This is a genomic window from Lysinibacillus sp. FSL W8-0992, from assembly GCF_038008685.1.
In the GTDB taxonomy this organism is placed as follows: domain Bacteria; phylum Bacillota; class Bacilli; order Bacillales_A; family Planococcaceae; genus Lysinibacillus.
This window is the reverse complement of sequence record NZ_JBBOZQ010000001.1, coordinates 4,354,664-4,370,209: the sequence shown is the minus strand read 5'-3', so window position 1 is coordinate 4,370,209 and position 15,546 is coordinate 4,354,664. Positions and strand designations below refer to the sequence as shown.

Below are 15,546 nucleotides of genomic sequence, written 5' to 3'. Positions count from 1 at the left end.
TTGAAGAAGAGCAAAGAGAAAGGATGGGTACACATGGCATTTGAATTCAGATTACCGGATATTGGCGAGGGTATTCACGAAGGCGAAATTGTAAAATGGTTCGTTAAAGCTGGGGATACAGTAAAAGAAGACGATATCCTTTGTGAAGTACAAAATGATAAAGCAGTCGTAGAAATTCCTTCACCTGTTGAAGGCAAAGTAGAGGAAATATTAGTAGCAGAAGGTACAGTTGCTGTTGTTGGCGATGTATTAATTCGTTTAGATGCTCCTGGTTATGAAGATTTGAAGCTAAAAGGTGACGATCATGCGGAAGCGAAGACAGAGGCACAAGTGCAGTCAACTGCTGAAGCTGGTCAAGATGTAGCAAAAGCGCCTGCTGCTAAGGAAGAAGCTCCAAAAGCTTCAGCAACAGCGGAGGTAGCAGTAAAGCAAGAAACAACTGATAGTACGAAACGCATCATCGCTATGCCTTCAGTTCGCAAATTTGCTCGAGACAATGATGTTAATATTCATGAAGTATCGGGTACTGGCAAAAATGGTCGTATTTTAAAAGAAGATATTGAGAATTTCTTAAATGGTGGTGGAGCAGTACAGTCTGAAGAAGCTGAAGCTCCAGTTGCAAATGAGGAAGCAGTTGCTCAACAAGAAACTGCACCAGCTGCACCTGTTGTTCTTGAAGGCGACTTCCCAGAAACACGTGAAAAAATGTCTGGCATTCGTAAAGCAATTGCTAAAGCAATGGTGCATTCAAAACAAACTGCACCACACGTTACACTAATGGATGAAGTTGATGTAACAGCTCTTGTAGCACATCGCAAAAAATTCAAAGATATCGCAGCTGAAAAAGGTGTGAAATTGACGTATTTACCATACGTAGTGAAAGCACTTATTTCAACTTTACGTGAATTCCCAGAATTTAACCGCTCATTAGATGATGCAACACAAGAAATCGTTCAAAAGCATTACTACAATATTGGTATTGCGGCGGATACTGAAAAAGGCTTGCTAGTTCCAGTTATTAAGCATGCTGATCGCAAATCGGTATTTGCGGTTTCAAATGAAATTAATGACTTAGCAACAAAAGCACGTGATGGTAAACTTGCACCACATGAAATGAAAGGTGCATCAATGTCTATTACGAATATCGGTTCTGCAGGTGGTCAATGGTTTACTCCAGTAATTAACCACCCTGAAGTAGCTATTTTAGGTATTGGTCGAATTGCAGAAAAACCTGTAATAAAAAATGGTGAAATTGTAGCTGCACCTGTGTTAGCATTATCATTGAGCTTTGATCATCGCATGATCGATGGAGCCACTGCGCAAAATGCTTTAAATCACTTAAAGCGTTTGTTAAGTGAGCCAGAATTATTATTAATGGAGGCGTAACAAAATGGTAGTAGGAGATTTCCCAATCGAAACAGATACTCTTGTCATTGGTTCAGGTCCTGGAGGATATGTAGCAGCAATTCGTGCAGCTCAAACTGGCCAAAAAGTAACAATCGTTGAAAAAAATGTACTTGGTGGTGTGTGCTTAAACGTAGGTTGTATTCCATCAAAAGCGTTAATTTCAGTTGGTCACCGCTTTGAGCATGCTAAACATTCAGATGACATGGGTATCATCGCTTCTGATGTGAAACTAGACTTTTCAAAAGCACAAGCTTTTAAAGACAGCGTTGTTAAAAAATTAACTGGCGGTGTTGAAGGCTTACTTAAAGGTAATAAAGTTGAAATTGTACAAGGTGAAGCATATTTCGTTGACGCTAATTCAGTGCGTATCATCAATGGTGAATCTGCTCAAACTTACACATTTAACAATGTGATTATCGCAACAGGTTCTCGTCCAGTTGAAATTCCAACTTTTAAATTCTCTGATCGTGTCCTAAACTCTACTGGCGCACTTTCTTTACAAGAAGTACCTGGTAAATTAGTTGTTATCGGCGGAGGCTACATCGGAACAGAACTAGGCTCAGCTTATGCAAACCTAGGTTCACAAGTAACAATTATCGAAGGCGGCAAAGACATTTTAGCTGGTTTCGAAAAACAAATGACACAAATCGTGAAAAAAGGCCTTAAAAAGAAAGGCGTTGAAATTGAAGTAAACGCATCTGCAAAAGGCGTTGAAGAAACAGAAAACGGCGTAGTTGTAACATATGAAGTTGGCGGAGAAGAGAAAAAAGTCGAAGCTGATTACGTATTAGTAACTGTTGGTCGTCGTCCAAATACAGATGAAATGGGTCTTGAAGGTGTTGGAATTGAATTCGGCGAACGTGGTCTAATTAATGTTGACAAACAATGCCGTACAAACATTCCAAACATCTATGCAATTGGTGACATCGTAGCGGGTCCACAGCTTGCACATAAAGCTTCTTATGAAGGTAAAGTTGCTGCTGAAGCAATCGCTGGCGAGAAATCAATCGTAGATTATTTAGCTGTTCCTGCTGTATGCTTCACTGATCCAGAAATGGCGACAGTGGGCTATAACGAAGATCAAGCTAAAGCTGAAGGTATTGAATATACTGCAGCAAAATTCCCATTCGCAGCAAATGGTCGTGCTCTTGCATTGAACCAAACAGAAGGTTTTGTGAAACTAGTTGCGCGTAAAGAAGATGGCTTATTAATCGGTGCTCAAATCGTAGGTGCAGGTGCATCTGATATGATCGCTGAAATGGGCTTAGCAATCGAAGGCGGCATGACTGCTGAAGATATCGCGTTAACAATTCATGCTCACCCAACATTAGGTGAAATTACGATGGAAGCTGCTGAAGTATTACTAGGCAACCCAATCCATATTGTAGCAAAAAAATAATTTAACACAGATACACGACTATAAAGCGTATGCGCTTTATAGTCGTTTTTTTGTATAATTCTACTAATTTTGATACAGTAAAACTATTGAATGACTATTCGAAAAAATAGGGGTGGGACGAAATGGAATTAGGCTTAAAAGGAAAAGTGGCGATTATTACTGGGTCAAGTAAAGGTATAGGCTATTATACGGCGATGCAGCTAGTGAAAGAAGGCGCGAAGGTAGTTATAAGTGCACGTGGCGAAAAACAGCTACAAGTGGCCGCTGGATGCATTAAAAACGAAACGGGCGAAGATGTGTTATTTGTTCCAACGGATATCACAAAGGAGAAAGATTGTAAGAGACTAATAGAGCGTACAATAGAGCATTTTGGGCGTATTGATATTGTTATTAATAATGCAGGTACAGCGTCAGCACATCCATTTGAAACGGTTAGCAGTGAAGTGTGGCAATCTGATATTGACTTAAAAGTATTTGGTGCTATTAATTGTTCCAAATATGCAGTTCCACATATGCGAAAGGTTGGCGGTGGAGCAATTGTTAATGTAACGGCAGTTATGGCTAAAACGCCACCAGCAAGTTCACTTCCTACAACAGTTAGCCGTGCAGCTGGACTAGCTTTAACGAAAGCGATGAGCAAGGACTTAGGGAAAGATAATATCCGTGTGAATTCAGTGTGTATTGGCTTAATTCGAAGTGATCAAATTGAGAAGCTATGGAAAAAAGAAGCATCAGAGTTAACTTGGGAAGACTATTCGCAAAAAGTCGGTCAAACGATACCACTTGGCCGCGTAGGGGAAACACAAGAAGCTGCCAATGTCATTACTTTTTTAGTATCAGATGCAGCGAGTTATGTGACAGGTACTGCTGTTAATATAGACGGCGGTTCAGGACACGCCTTATAGTTTAACGACAAATACCGATAAGCAAAATGCTCTAACATATTTACGTTTTTCATCCCATTAAGTAACATAAAAATGCAGAAAAAACTGTGCTATTAAGACGATATTGAATGAAAAGGAGCAACCTATTAAGTTTTAGGTTGACTCCTTTTTCTATTGTTTTTCTAAAATTATAATAGACAGAAAATTCCTGCAGTTGTAGAATAAGCGTAATAGGGGGTGAAAAGAGGCGAAATGTTGAACGAAAAATTTACTATGATATTAATGCGTGCTGTCCGTATTATTGTTCAAATTGGGATTCTCAATATTTTTTATTATATTGGTGTGGGCATTGTTTCGTACTTGCATATTCCGCTTCCTGGAAGTGTAATTGGATTACTGTTATTAGCACTTTTACTCAATTTTAAAATAATTAAAGTAGAATACATTCAAGATGGTGCTGGTTTTTTAATTGGCGTTTTAACATTGTTTTTTATTCCAGCAACGGTTGGTATTATTGATTATCCAGAATTAATGTCCACAACAGGTCTGTTCATTATTTTAGCTGTAATTGCCAGTACACTAATTTCCATTTATTTAACAGGAGTGCTGACCCAACTGATTGAAAAAAGAGAATTAGCGAAGAAAGAAAAAGAAGTAAATGTTGAAGACGGGAAGGGAGAATTATCTGTTGATTGAACTTATAGTTGTACTTGGTACGATAGGGCTGTTCGTTTTATTTACAAAGCTTTATCAACGGTTCCCACATCCTATAATGATTCCTTTAGTGACAACAACTATTGTCAGTGCTGTTATTTTAGTTGTCTTTAATATTCCGTATTCAACCTATATGGTAGGTGGGGAATGGCTTCAAAAAATGCTCGGTCCAGCTGTTGTTGCACTTGCATATCCACTTTATAATCAAAGAGCCATTATTATGAAATATAAGTACTCCATTCTTTCGGGAATAATGCTAGCAATGGTTACCGGATTACTTACAATTTTTATATTGTTAAAATGGATCGGTGTAAAGGATAGTTGGATGCTAACAGCCTTGCCTAAATCTTTAACAACACCTGTAGGTATGCAAGTAAGTGAAACGATTGGCGGAATTCCTCCTTTAACAGCAGTTTTTGTTATGATTGCAGGTTTTGTTGGAGCTATTATTGGACCGTTAGTTATCAAATATGGAAAAATTGATTCTGCTGTTAGTAGAGGTGTAGCGATAGGAAGCGCCTCGCATGGTGTAGGACTTGTTAAACTTAGAGAGTATGGTGAACAAGAATTATCAGTTGGCTCGCTTTCTATGGGGTTAACAGCGATTATAGGAGCGTTTCTATGTCCGCTCTTTGTTTATCTATTTATGTAATAAAAGGCCCTTTACAAGATATAACGTGTGCTTGTAAAGGGATGGGTCTTTTCGAAATGTAGCTTGTCTAATCTTTTTCAATTATTAATTGAATGGTATGTGCTAGACCAGTGTGTAAGCTACCTTCATTTCGTGTTTGTTCGCCTGTAAAGAAATGAATAATTTTATAGGGCTGACACCAAGTAAGAACAGAAATAGGATTATATAATAAATTTAAATTCTGTGGGCCTCCTGTGGCATATGGTAGTTGATATGTGGAGTATAATTCCATCATAATGCGGCCGCCAGGTTTAACAGAATGAACTATACGTTTAAAAACGGCATGCTGCTGTTCTACAGGAAAATGACCAAAAACCATGACTGCGGCATCAAATTTTTCTATTGGTAATTCATCTTGCAGTAAATCTACAAGTTGAGTATTAACAGTAACACAATGCTTTCTTGCTAGCTGTGCCGTTTTCTCAAGACCGCTTTTAGCATAATCGAATGCAGTTACTGTATGCCCTTTAGATGCTAAAAAAACCGCATTTCTACCTTCGCCTTCAGCATAGGCTGCTACATTTACATACCCCTTTAAATAATCTACATAGTTTTCTATAAATGCATTTGGTTGTTCACCATAAACATATTCTGCCGTTTTAAAACGTTCATCCCATGTATTCATTCAATTCACTCCCTTTTTAAATATTGTAAGTAATGTCCAATACTTAATCTAATTTTTCGCTTCGTAATATAGAAATTGCGCCAAATAACATAGTTGCAACTTGAAGTTGACAAAGTGCACTCCCTGAAAAATGGAATTAGTAGAATTGTTTTAATAAAATTTAATTAATAACAGAAAGGGGAGTCAAGATATGACATTTAGTGAAAAACTTTTTAAATTAAGAAAAGAGAAAGGTTTATCACAAGAGGCACTAGCTGAAAAATTAAATACTACTAGGCAAGCTATTAGTAAGTGGGAAAATGGTCAAGGTTTTCCTGAAACAGAGAAACTTTTAATGCTTGGTAATGTTTTCGAAGTGTCAATAGATTACTTGCTAAAAGATACTATTGAACATAGCCATGAAGATAGCAATGGTTATTATGTAAGTAAAGAAATGGCGGAAGGTTATGTATTATCTCAACGTAAAATTTCCAAATATTTCGCTATAGGTTTTAGTCTACTTATCATATCCACTATACCTTATTTCCTTTTTAAACAAGATCCATTAATTTATACCATTCTCATTACGATTATTGTTGTTCTTGGAATCGGAATGATTACAGCGGGCTTTATAGAGGAAGATCGGTATTCAATTCTTAAAAGAGAAGCATTAGTATTTGACCAAAATTATTTAAAAGAATTGAGCATAAGATACGAAGAGGTTAAGAAAAAAAATACGGTGATTATGGTAGTGGGAGTTTGCTTAATTGTAGCAGGTGGTATTTCCTTTTTATTAGTAAAAAAAGAATTTGTAGCACCAGAAGTTTTAATGCCTTATTATCCATTGTTAATTGCTTTCATTGCAGTTGGTGTTTACATGTTAATTCGTATATTATCAATTATCGATTCTTATCGAATACTGGTGAAAAATAAGGAACATATTCAACGCTTAAGTAATACAGTGCTGCATAAATTGAGAAAAAAATTAAATAACTTCTAACCATTACAGTGAACAGGTTTAGTAAACATAATTAGGATTTATGAAGAACTGGTAACTGAATACTATGAGACATTAAAAAGCTACCTCTTCTATAGTTACAAGGGGTCAGAGTGTCGACAAAAGGTATCAAGAAATTTAACTTGATACCTTTTATCTCGTTGATTGGAGTGGGAGCGGCGTCTCCTGCTTAGTGCGCATAAACCGCGCGCTAGCAAGAGTTGCAGCTTACAGTGTGCTGAGCGGAAAGCTGTAGCACGTAACTGAAATCAACAACACTTAAGACTGTATTTAGAAGAGGTAGCTTTGAAGTTTTAAATTATTTTAAATAATCGCTCTGCGTTCTTTAATAACACGAATCGTTTTTAATGTTGTATCTTCTGGTCCTTGAACTGGTAAACCAGCTTCAATATTCATTTGAATGTAATGAATATTTTCTTGCGTAATTATTTCCCCGGGAATAAAAATTGGAATTCCAGGTGGATAAACCATTATGAATTCAGCGCAAATACAATTATCCGCATCTGCAAGAGGTACTACCTCTGTATCTGCATAAAATGCATCACGAGGTGACATTGCAAGTGCTGGGATTTCAGGTACATTGACTACTGCTTCTGTAATGGCAGCTTCTGAATCGAAAGCTTTTGACATACGACTTAATGCATTAATAAGAAGATTAATTTCTTTTTTTGTATCTGCTAATGTCACTAAACATAAAATGTTATATAAGTCTGATAATTCCACTTCGATATTCGCATTGTGACGAAGCCATTCCTCAGCTTGATGGCCTGAAATACCTAAGTCTTTTACACTAATTAATAGCTTCAATGGATCCATATCAAATGTTGCTGATGAGTGAAGTTTTTCCTTACCAGCACATTTTAAATGTGGAATTTGGTTAATGCGTTTACGTGCATCTTTTGCTAAACGAAGTGCATCACCAATTAAATCATAGCCATGAATTGCTAGCTGACGACGTGCTGTGTCAAGCGATGCAAGTAATGGGTAGGATGTTGATGTTGTTGTGAGCATCGAGAAGACTGCTTGTACACGTTTTGCGGAAACTAGTCCCTCACGTACATTTAAAATTGAAGTTTGCGTCATAGAGCCTCCAAGCTTATGTACGCTTGTTGCAGCCATATCTGCGCCAGCCTCCATTGCAGAGTAGGGTAGCTCGTCATGGAATTTAATGTGTACCCCATGCGCTTCATCGACAACGACTGGTATATTACGACGATGGACAATTTCGACAATGCGTTTTAAATCCGCTGAGAAGCCGTAATATGTTGGATTAATGACTAGAACAGCCTTAGCGTCTGGATAAGCATTTAATGCCTTTTCAACCGCTTCCGCTGAAATACCATGAGAAATGCCATATTCGCTATCTACTTCAGGATGAATAAAAATAGGAATGGCACCAGCAAAAACAATCGCTGACATAATGGATTTATGAACATTCCGTGGTACTAGAATTTTATCACCTGGACCGACGACGGTCAGGATCATCGTCATAATGGCGCCACTAGTACCTTGTACGGAAAAGAATGTATGATCAGCACCAAAAGCTTCTGCAGCAAGTGCTTGTGCATCCTTGATTGCACCTTTTGGTGAATGTAAGTCGTCTAGTGGAGCAATGTTAATTAAATCGATTGATAAAACGTTGTCGCCGACGAATTCTCGGAAAGCAGGATCCATACCGTGCCCTTTCTTATGGCCTGGAATATGGAACTGAATTGGATGTCTGTTCCGATGTTTTAGTAATACGTCGAACAATGGAGTCTCTAATTGTGACAACGCAGGTACCACCTCACTTTTATAATATCTAAGAAAACAAATGAATTATAGCACCTAACGACATGAAAAAATAGACTTTAATTAAAAAAATAAAGGGATTTTTTCATGATTACGAGAAGTTAGTATGGTACGAAAGGAGAGATTCGATGAATTGGGAGACACGTATCACCGAACTTTTAAAAATAAAATATCCAATTATTCAAGGGGGATTAGCTTATTTAGCTTATGCAGATTTAGCAGCCGCGGTGTCGAATGCTGGCGGTCTAGGGCAAATAACTGCTATGAGCTTACGAGATCCAGACTTATTGCGTGCAGAAATCCATAAAGTAAGAACATTAACTGATAATCCATTTGGAGTGAATTTTGCTATCGGAATGCATGGCACAGGCTATGAGGATATGGTGCGAGTAGCTGTTGAAGAAAATGTACCCGTTGTCACAATGACAGGTGGAAATCCAGCTCCGATATTTGATTTACTTGAAGGAACAAATATAAAAAAACTTGTACTTGTTGCAGCTCGTAGACAAGCTCAGAAAGCGGAAGAGCTAGGTGCAGATGCAGTAATGGTAGTGGGACAAGAAGGTGGTGGACATCTTGGTCGTGACGATGTCGGGACTATGGTGCTTGTACCACAAGTTGTAGATAGTGTGAAAATTCCTGTGATTGCGTCTGGTGGTATTGGTGACGGTCGTGGCTGGATGGCAGCACATGCACTCGGTGCAGAAGGCATTGAAATGGGGACACGCTTTATTGCTACAAAGGAATGTGTAGATGCATCACAAGCATATAAAGAGGCGTTACTCATTAGTTCAGAGGCAGATACAACTGTTATTAAGCGTTCTATTGGGGCACCAGCAAGAGCGTTACGCAGTAATTTCACAGAGAAAATTTTAGAAATAGAGCGTGAGACACCTACTTATGAAGCATTGAAAGATTATATTAGTGGGAGTGCTAATAAGCGTTTTATTTATGATGGAGAAAAGGATGCAGGCATTGGTTGGGCAGGACAAGTTACAGGAATGATTCAAGATATTCCAACAGTGGACGAGCTCATTACACGAATGGTTGCAGAAGCGGAAAGTATCCGGGTAAAATGGGGACAGTAATGTAAAGGTGGTAAAGTCCAAATGGAATATTCTTATCCGTTTTCAATTGATTGGTCGACTGAAGAGATTGTTGATGTTGTTAAATTTTTTGAAGGCATCGAGCTTGCTTATGAAAAGGGCATTAAACGTGAAGTGATGATGGCAAAATATCGTCGCTTTAAAGAAATTGTTCCTTCACAAGCTGAGGAAAAAACAATTTTCCGAGAATTTGAAGAAGCAAGTGGCTATGTAAGCTATCCAGTTGTGAAACAAGCAAAAGAGGCAGCTGATGGAACGTTAATTAAAGTAGTTCCAAAGCAACGACGTTAAAATCGTCGCGGCCAAAAGTGAGAATGGTGTGCTAGGATATTTCCTAGCATGCCTTTTTAGTTAAGAAAAAACCCGCAAAGCTTTCTGTAGGAACCGTTATTAACGATAATACAACTAACTATGCAAAAACTCTGCTTAGCCTGTGCCTACGAAAAGCGAAGCGGATTTCTTATAGCATTTTTATTTGAAATTTTATTAAATCACTATGTGAAATATTGTGTTAATTAATGAAAATTTGCATAAACTACAGCAATATCGATTTCTGTAACAAAATGTTCACGGACGATCGTTCAATACCTCGTCCACACGCTCAATGCGATAGAACTAATGTCAAATGATATAAAAATTATCATACCCTCAATATGCATCGTCAATACATCTTAAGCTGTGCTGAGCATTTCCTCAAAAGACCTACATTAAGACCTCGTCCATATGTGTAAAACCTTATAAAATTCGGGTTTCACAATCTTTCGATTATACTTGTTCAAGTAAGATTTTTATTCCACATTTTTATGATGAGACTCGACAAATTATTTTCCTTGAATAATTTTATAAATAGGAAGTAATGTTTGGAATGTTTCTTCTGTCAGTTGTTGGAACTGTTTAACAGACATTTTTATCGCTTCTTCTTTTGGAATATGACGTCCAACTAAAAATTCCCCTTTTTTAACATCACGTAGACGTATAAGCAATTCTTCTAATTGTTCTTCTTTAGCGTCTTGTAAGGAAATCGCAGCAGGCGACATATGATCCCCAGAAACAATAAATTCATCCGGAAGCTGTTGTAACAAGGTTTTGTTGGCTAGCAAACGCTCTGCCATTAAATTTTTTTGCGGTGCTTCATAAATAATAGCCAAGACGATGAATAAATGTGTGCTCCAAAGACCAATCTGAAAGTGAGGCAACGCTTTATAACCTCTTTTATAAGGAGCGAATGCAACCCAACTGTCATTTGGTGGATTAACCGTTCTGCGGGCGTGTTTTGCTACATGGGGATAAAATTCTTCCCCTAGGTGGCTGGAAAAGAAGGCGGAGAAGTTTTCTCCTAGTTTATTGAATTTTGGTCGTACACAGGATTCTAAAGCATCCATCCGTTGTTCTAAACCGTTTATTTGAAAAACATTAAAGTCTTTATTAGTCCATTTTAAGGTAGACATTTTTAGTAACTCCTTTCGATTATAAGGTTTATTTTATTAAAAAAATGGGAAAAAATCTTATAACAAGAACTTTATCGAATAGTATAAGGTTTTGTAAAAAAATAAAAAAGGGAAGTGACTTTTATGAAACAAGTCGTAAAAATTATACGTAAAGTTGACATTGAAAAGCAATATGAACGCATTCTACAATTAGAAATTGATTATGAATTAGCCTCACTATTTTCAGCGATGAATGAGAAAGATGAGGGTGAAATAGCGAAAAGTAAAAAGCGACTAGTCGAAATACAGATGGAGCTGGAAAGTTTGCACGCCTATGCGTAAAAAAAAATTAACCCCCATATAAAATCACTTGCTGAATATTCTGACAGCAGGTGATTTTTGTTGTTATAAAGGTTAAAATAGACAATATATCATAATAGAATTTATTGTTTTCATTTTTTAGTGCGTGACATTGCACATTAAATGGTCTGAAAGGTGTAATATAATACATAACTCACGCTTTCTGTTAATGGGTATACTATTTTGATGACTAGAAACGGGTTAATGTATGTATTGTGTAGCGTACAGTAGCTATGTCGCTCGAATGGTAAGGACTAGCAAAATACGTTGTGCAAGAGCGTGAATGTTTTCTATATTCGAGGGGTGGGTTTTTATGGATTTAAAGCAAATCGATCAATACGCGAAAAGTATCATTGTTGAAGCAGCTAAACGTATTCGTAATGCATTTTCATATAATTTAGTGATCGAGACAAAATCGAATGCGAATGACCTTGTTACAAATATAGACCGAGAAACAGAATTATTTTTTATTGAAAAAATTAAATCTTTTGACCCTACCCATAAAATTTTAGGCGAAGAGGGAATGGGAGAAAAAGTCGAATCGTTAGATGGTGTTGTATGGATTATTGATCCGATTGATGGAACAATGAATTTTGTAAAGCAACATCGTCACTTTATGATTTCTATTGGCATATTTATTGATGGTGTAGGGAAACTTGGTTACATATATGACGTAATGCGTGAAGACTTATTCAATGCAGTTGCTGGAGAAGGTGCTTGGTATAATGCATCACCGCTGCGCAAATTACAGCCTGTGAAAATTGAAGAATCTGTTATTGGCATTAATGCACATTGGGTAGCACCAAATCGACATATACATCATGAAAAAGTAATAGAATTAGTTCGAAAAGTGCGAGGTACGCGTTCTTATGGCTCCGCTGCAATGGAAATTGCCTTTGTTGTCAGTGGGAAACTAGATGCCTATGTGTCGATGCGACTATCTCCTTGGGACATCGCTGGAGGAATAATCATTGCACAAGAAGTTGGAGCTATCACAACAAATTTACATGGGGAAGGCTTTGATTTCCTGCATCAGGATACATTTATTATTGCTAACCCTGCCATTCATCAAGAATTATTAGGAAAATATATTGTGCCTTATGATGTATAGCTTTTACATAAAAAACTGTTTAGGAATATTTTCCTAAACAGTTTTTTATGTAAAAGCTAATATAAATTGAGTTGATAGTATTTTTTTGGACGTCCCCGTGTAGTTGAAGTAAGACTTGGTAATTCGACCGCTAAATTCTTTTCATGGAGTTGTTTTAAAATGCGGTTTGCAGAGCGCACAGTGATGCCTAAATGTGTGCTTAACAGTTCCCCGTTGACGATAGTTGTTGCTAATTTTTCCATAACAGCCTCGATTTTTTGCAATTGCAATAAAGGGATATCATGGGCAGCGCTTAATTTTTTTAAGCACTGCTGTTTTTCATTATCAAACTGCAATAAAGCTCCGTATAGTAACGGACCAATTTCTTTTGCATTTTCAATAATATAGCCCTGTGTTTCCTTTGAAGAACAGAGTGTTGCAGCCTTTTTTGCGAAATTCTGACTTTCGATTAGAGAGTTACCAATACCCCATCCTATTTTTACAGGAAATAGTAATTTTTCATCTAAAAAATCTACGAGTTGACAACGTGTATAATCATTGGTTGTCATTAAAAATTGCTTATAGGTTGTGATGATGGCGATATAAGAAGCTTCCCGATGCACTATAAAGGTGCTGTCATACAGTTGCTTAAAATCTAAAATGGCTTTGTATAAAGCAATTTGCCGATACTCCAATTCATCTATATTGGATTTATCTATCGGAATTAAAATATGTACAACGACTACTTTATTTTGCTCAAGTTGGCGAAGGTGTAGCTGATTTACCAACTGATCCAATGTTAATTGCATGGCATGGAGTGATGGATGAAAAGCGATAAACGGTATATTTTGGTGTGCCAATCGCTCCCGCATCTCAGCAATACGAGTAAAACTTAAATCTACTTTATTGTCGCGATGTAACTGAATATGCCAGTTCCCAACTTTATCTATAATATCGTTGCTTGCGTACTCATTCATAGTTTGACTAAAAAGATAAGGCTGTCTTCCCATTGACCATTCATGAATGCCGAGATAGTCGTTTTCCTCATAACAAAAATCAATGGCAATTCGATTCATAGCAATTTTATTCTCATAAAATAACTCTGTTAAAGCACGGTAAAAATCACGTTCTGAAATATCAAAATAGAGCATAGGTATACCCATGTTTGGAAAATTTGTTTGTGTAAAAAAGTATGGAATTTGCCCGCTAAAAAGTGCACCGTCTCCAGCTGTTAAATGTTGCTCTATCAGTGTATATAAATGTTCATAATCTGTGTAGGAATGGTAATGGAATTCGCAAAAAGATGGTTTAATTTTTTCAAGTTGCTGTACCCATGAGAGGGATAATTTAGCAGTGAAAACATTAATTTTATACATAGTATTATCTCCTTAATTTTAAATTAAATATTGAAAATATTCTAAAAATATGGTTTCTTTGTATTAAGGACACATGCTATCAATGTCTTAAAATAGTGTTAGATTGAATAGCATAAGTCGAATTTTAAAAATAGAAGGAGAGGGATTTATGCAAAAAAAATCAGACACTCTAAAGAAATCTTGGATTGATAAACTGCTAGATAACATTGAAAGGGCAGGTAATAAATTGCCTGATCCAATTACGCTATTTATTATTTTAGCAGGTATTGTGCTTGTTTTATCATGGATATTATCCATTTTTGGTATTTCAGCGGTTCAACCTGGCACTGAAAATGTCATACAAGTAAAAAATCTGTTGAGTCAAGAAGGTCTTATATTAATTTTAACGCAAATGGTATCGACATTTACAGGTTTTGCTCCTTTGGGATTAGTAATCGTAACAATGATTGGTATTGGTTTAGCAGAGCAAACAGGACTTATTTCAGCTGTTATGAAAAAGCTTGTAATGTCAGCTCCTACAAAATTAATTGTGCCATTTATTATTTTCACAGGTTTAGTTGGTAATCTAGCTGCTGATGCAGCATTCATCATTTTACCGCCAATTGCAGCAATGATTTTTATGAGCATTGGCCGAAATCCACTTGCAGGTTTAATTATTACATATGCAGCCGTAGCTGGGGGCTTTAGTGCCAATATTTTAATTAGTTCACTAGATGTATTATTACTAGGAATTACTGAATCCGCAGCGCATATTGCAGACCCAGAATATACTGGACGAGCAACAATGAACTATTACTTTTTAATTGCTTCGACGTTTTTATTAATCGTCATTGGTACATGGGTTGCGAAAAAGTTTACAGAGCCTCGCTTTGGCATATTTGAAGGCAAGGTTGAAAAGTTAGAGCCACTAACCGCTTTAGAAAAACGTGGTTTATTATGGGCAGGTATTGTTACAGTCATTTATATTGTAGTAATTGCATTTACGGTCATTCCGTCGAACGGTCTTTTACGCGATCCTGAAACAGGTGGCTTTTTAAATTCACCGTTCATGTCAGGCATTGTACCGATTATGTTATTTTTCTTCCTTTTACCTGGTCTTGCCTATGGTATTGCGGCAAAAGAAGTGAAAAATGACAAGGAAGTTGCTGAGAAAATCTTTAAATCAATTTCTGATATGGCTCCATTTATTGTCTTAGCATTTGCTGCTTCACAAATGATTGCCTTTTTCAACTGGAGTAATATCGGTGCCATATTAGCTATTAAAGGTGCAGAACTTTTACAAGCATTAAATTTTACAGGTTTACCGATGATGATAGGATTTGTATTAATTTGTGCGTTCGTTAACTTATTAATCGCCAGTGCATCTGCAAAATGGGCATTACTTGCACCAATTTTCGTACCAATGTTCCTATACTTAGGCTATTCCCCGGCTGTAACGCAGATGGCATATCGTGTAGGGGACTCAATTACAAACCCAATTACACCGATGCTACCGTATTTCGCCATTTTGCTCTCATTTGCCAAGCGCTACGATAAAAATATCGGAATTGGTACACTCATTTCAGCGTTACTACCGTTTTCTGTGTTCTTTGCAATCGGATGGATTCTACTGTTTGCCATTTGGTTCTTACTTGGTTTACCACTTGGACCTGGAGATTATATATACTTAAAATAAGGAG

15 protein-coding genes are annotated in these 15,546 nt (G+C 37.0%); 11 read left to right on the top strand and 4 right to left on the bottom strand.

Translation table 11 applies throughout. The annotated features are described in order from the left end of the window. Positions 1–33: 33 nt before the first annotated feature. From NSQ74_RS21800 to NSQ74_RS21780, 5 genes are all read left to right on the top strand, one after another. On the top strand, positions 34–1,386 hold the full coding sequence (locus NSQ74_RS21800) for a dihydrolipoamide acetyltransferase family protein (protein WP_340826069.1): 1,353 nt from the start codon (positions 34–36) through the stop codon (positions 1,384–1,386). A 4-nt stretch (positions 1,387–1,390) separates the two neighbouring features. Next, positions 1,391–2,806, top strand: coding sequence for a dihydrolipoyl dehydrogenase (gene lpdA / locus NSQ74_RS21795; protein ID WP_340826068.1), 1,416 nt, complete (start codon positions 1,391–1,393; stop codon positions 2,804–2,806). A gap of 122 nt (positions 2,807–2,928) precedes the next feature. After that, positions 2,929–3,711 carry an SDR family NAD(P)-dependent oxidoreductase gene (locus tag NSQ74_RS21790; protein WP_340826066.1) on the top strand — a complete coding sequence of 261 codons (783 nt, stop codon included), beginning with the start codon at positions 2,929–2,931 and terminating at the stop codon, positions 3,709–3,711. Between the two features lie 231 nt (positions 3,712–3,942). Then, a complete protein-coding gene (locus NSQ74_RS21785; protein WP_340826065.1) occupies positions 3,943–4,386 on the top strand; it encodes a CidA/LrgA family protein in 444 nt (147 codons plus the stop codon). Continuing rightward, positions 4,379–5,056: an LrgB family protein gene (locus tag NSQ74_RS21780; RefSeq protein WP_340826064.1), complete on the top strand. Its 678-nt coding sequence runs from the start codon at positions 4,379–4,381 to the stop codon at positions 5,054–5,056. Before NSQ74_RS21785 ends, NSQ74_RS21780 begins: the two co-directional genes overlap by 8 nt. 67 nt (positions 5,057–5,123) lie before the next feature. On the opposite strand, the gene NSQ74_RS21775 is transcribed toward NSQ74_RS21780, so the two are convergent. Beyond that, on the bottom strand, positions 5,124–5,720 hold the full coding sequence (locus NSQ74_RS21775; RefSeq protein WP_340826063.1) for a class I SAM-dependent methyltransferase: 597 nt from the start codon (positions 5,718–5,720) through the stop codon (positions 5,124–5,126). 190 nt (positions 5,721–5,910) lie between these two features. Between NSQ74_RS21775 and NSQ74_RS21770 the strand changes: the two genes are divergently transcribed. Then, the gene (locus NSQ74_RS21770; protein ID WP_340826061.1) at positions 5,911–6,699 is read left to right on the top strand and encodes a helix-turn-helix domain-containing protein; all 789 of its coding nucleotides are present in this window, start codon (positions 5,911–5,913) and stop codon (positions 6,697–6,699) included. Between the two features lie 321 nt (positions 6,700–7,020). Here the strand turns inward: NSQ74_RS21770 and NSQ74_RS21765 are convergent, their stop codons facing one another. Continuing rightward, entirely contained in the window at positions 7,021–8,490 is a 1,470-nt protein-coding gene (locus tag NSQ74_RS21765) for an aminotransferase class I/II-fold pyridoxal phosphate-dependent enzyme (protein WP_340826057.1), read from the bottom strand. A 146-nt stretch (positions 8,491–8,636) separates the two neighbouring features. Between NSQ74_RS21765 and NSQ74_RS21760 the strand changes: the two genes are divergently transcribed. Together NSQ74_RS21760 and NSQ74_RS21755 are read left to right on the top strand one after the other, a co-directional pair. Further along, a complete protein-coding gene (locus NSQ74_RS21760; protein ID WP_340826055.1) occupies positions 8,637–9,596 on the top strand; it encodes an NAD(P)H-dependent flavin oxidoreductase in 960 nt (319 codons plus the stop codon). Positions 9,597–9,617: 21 nt separating this feature from the next. Then, entirely contained in the window at positions 9,618–9,905 is a 288-nt protein-coding gene (locus NSQ74_RS21755; RefSeq protein WP_340826054.1) for a UPF0223 family protein, read from the top strand. Positions 9,906–10,435: 530 nt separating this feature from the next. Here the strand turns inward: NSQ74_RS21755 and NSQ74_RS21750 are convergent. Next, complete coding sequence (locus NSQ74_RS21750; protein ID WP_340826052.1) at positions 10,436–11,062, bottom strand: YktB family protein; 627 nt, start codon at positions 11,060–11,062, stop codon at positions 10,436–10,438. Between the two features lie 123 nt (positions 11,063–11,185). Here NSQ74_RS21750 and NSQ74_RS21745 point away from each other — a divergent pair, with 123 nt between their 5' ends. Both NSQ74_RS21745 and NSQ74_RS21740 read left to right on the top strand, forming a co-directional pair. After that, positions 11,186–11,383 (top strand): hypothetical protein, encoded by a 198-nt coding sequence (locus NSQ74_RS21745; protein ID WP_340826050.1) that lies wholly within the window; start codon positions 11,186–11,188, stop codon positions 11,381–11,383. Between the two features lie 331 nt (positions 11,384–11,714). Beyond that, positions 11,715–12,512, top strand: a complete 798-nt coding sequence (locus tag NSQ74_RS21740) for an inositol monophosphatase family protein (protein ID WP_340826049.1) — start codon at positions 11,715–11,717, stop codon at positions 12,510–12,512. Positions 12,513–12,568: 56 nt separating this feature from the next. On the opposite strand, the gene NSQ74_RS21735 is transcribed toward NSQ74_RS21740, so the two are convergent. Beyond that, positions 12,569–13,867: a hypothetical protein gene (locus NSQ74_RS21735; RefSeq protein WP_340826048.1), complete on the bottom strand. Its 1,299-nt coding sequence runs from the start codon at positions 13,865–13,867 to the stop codon at positions 12,569–12,571. A gap of 148 nt (positions 13,868–14,015) precedes the next feature. Here NSQ74_RS21735 and NSQ74_RS21730 point away from each other — a divergent pair, with 148 nt between their 5' ends. Continuing rightward, positions 14,016–15,542, top strand: a complete 1,527-nt coding sequence (locus NSQ74_RS21730; protein WP_340826047.1) for an AbgT family transporter — start codon at positions 14,016–14,018, stop codon at positions 15,540–15,542. The last annotated feature ends 4 nt before the right edge of the window (positions 15,543–15,546 follow it).

Excerpts from the sequence above, each read along its gene's own strand:
- NSQ74_RS21730 (WP_340826047.1), top strand. The coding sequence starts at position 14,016 with ATGCAAAAAAAATCAGACACTCTAAAGAAATCTTGGATTGATAAACTG.
- NSQ74_RS21745 (WP_340826050.1), top strand. The coding sequence starts at position 11,186 with ATGAAACAAGTCGTAAAAATTATACGTAAAGTTGACATTGAAAAGCAA.
- NSQ74_RS21775 (WP_340826063.1), bottom strand. The coding sequence starts at position 5,720 with ATGAATACATGGGATGAACGTTTTAAAACGGCAGAATATGTTTATGGT.
- NSQ74_RS21760 (WP_340826055.1), top strand. The coding sequence starts at position 8,637 with ATGAATTGGGAGACACGTATCACCGAACTTTTAAAAATAAAATATCCA.
- lpdA (WP_340826068.1), top strand. The coding sequence starts at position 1,391 with ATGGTAGTAGGAGATTTCCCAATCGAAACAGATACTCTTGTCATTGGT.
- NSQ74_RS21785 (WP_340826065.1), top strand. The coding sequence starts at position 3,943 with ATGTTGAACGAAAAATTTACTATGATATTAATGCGTGCTGTCCGTATT.
- NSQ74_RS21750 (WP_340826052.1), bottom strand. The coding sequence starts at position 11,062 with ATGTCTACCTTAAAATGGACTAATAAAGACTTTAATGTTTTTCAAATA.
- NSQ74_RS21735 (WP_340826048.1), bottom strand. The coding sequence starts at position 13,867 with ATGTATAAAATTAATGTTTTCACTGCTAAATTATCCCTCTCATGGGTA.
- NSQ74_RS21800 (WP_340826069.1), top strand. The coding sequence starts at position 34 with ATGGCATTTGAATTCAGATTACCGGATATTGGCGAGGGTATTCACGAA.
- NSQ74_RS21790 (WP_340826066.1), top strand. The coding sequence starts at position 2,929 with ATGGAATTAGGCTTAAAAGGAAAAGTGGCGATTATTACTGGGTCAAGT.
- NSQ74_RS21755 (WP_340826054.1), top strand. The coding sequence starts at position 9,618 with ATGGAATATTCTTATCCGTTTTCAATTGATTGGTCGACTGAAGAGATT.
- NSQ74_RS21770 (WP_340826061.1), top strand. The coding sequence starts at position 5,911 with ATGACATTTAGTGAAAAACTTTTTAAATTAAGAAAAGAGAAAGGTTTA.
- NSQ74_RS21740 (WP_340826049.1), top strand. The coding sequence starts at position 11,715 with ATGGATTTAAAGCAAATCGATCAATACGCGAAAAGTATCATTGTTGAA.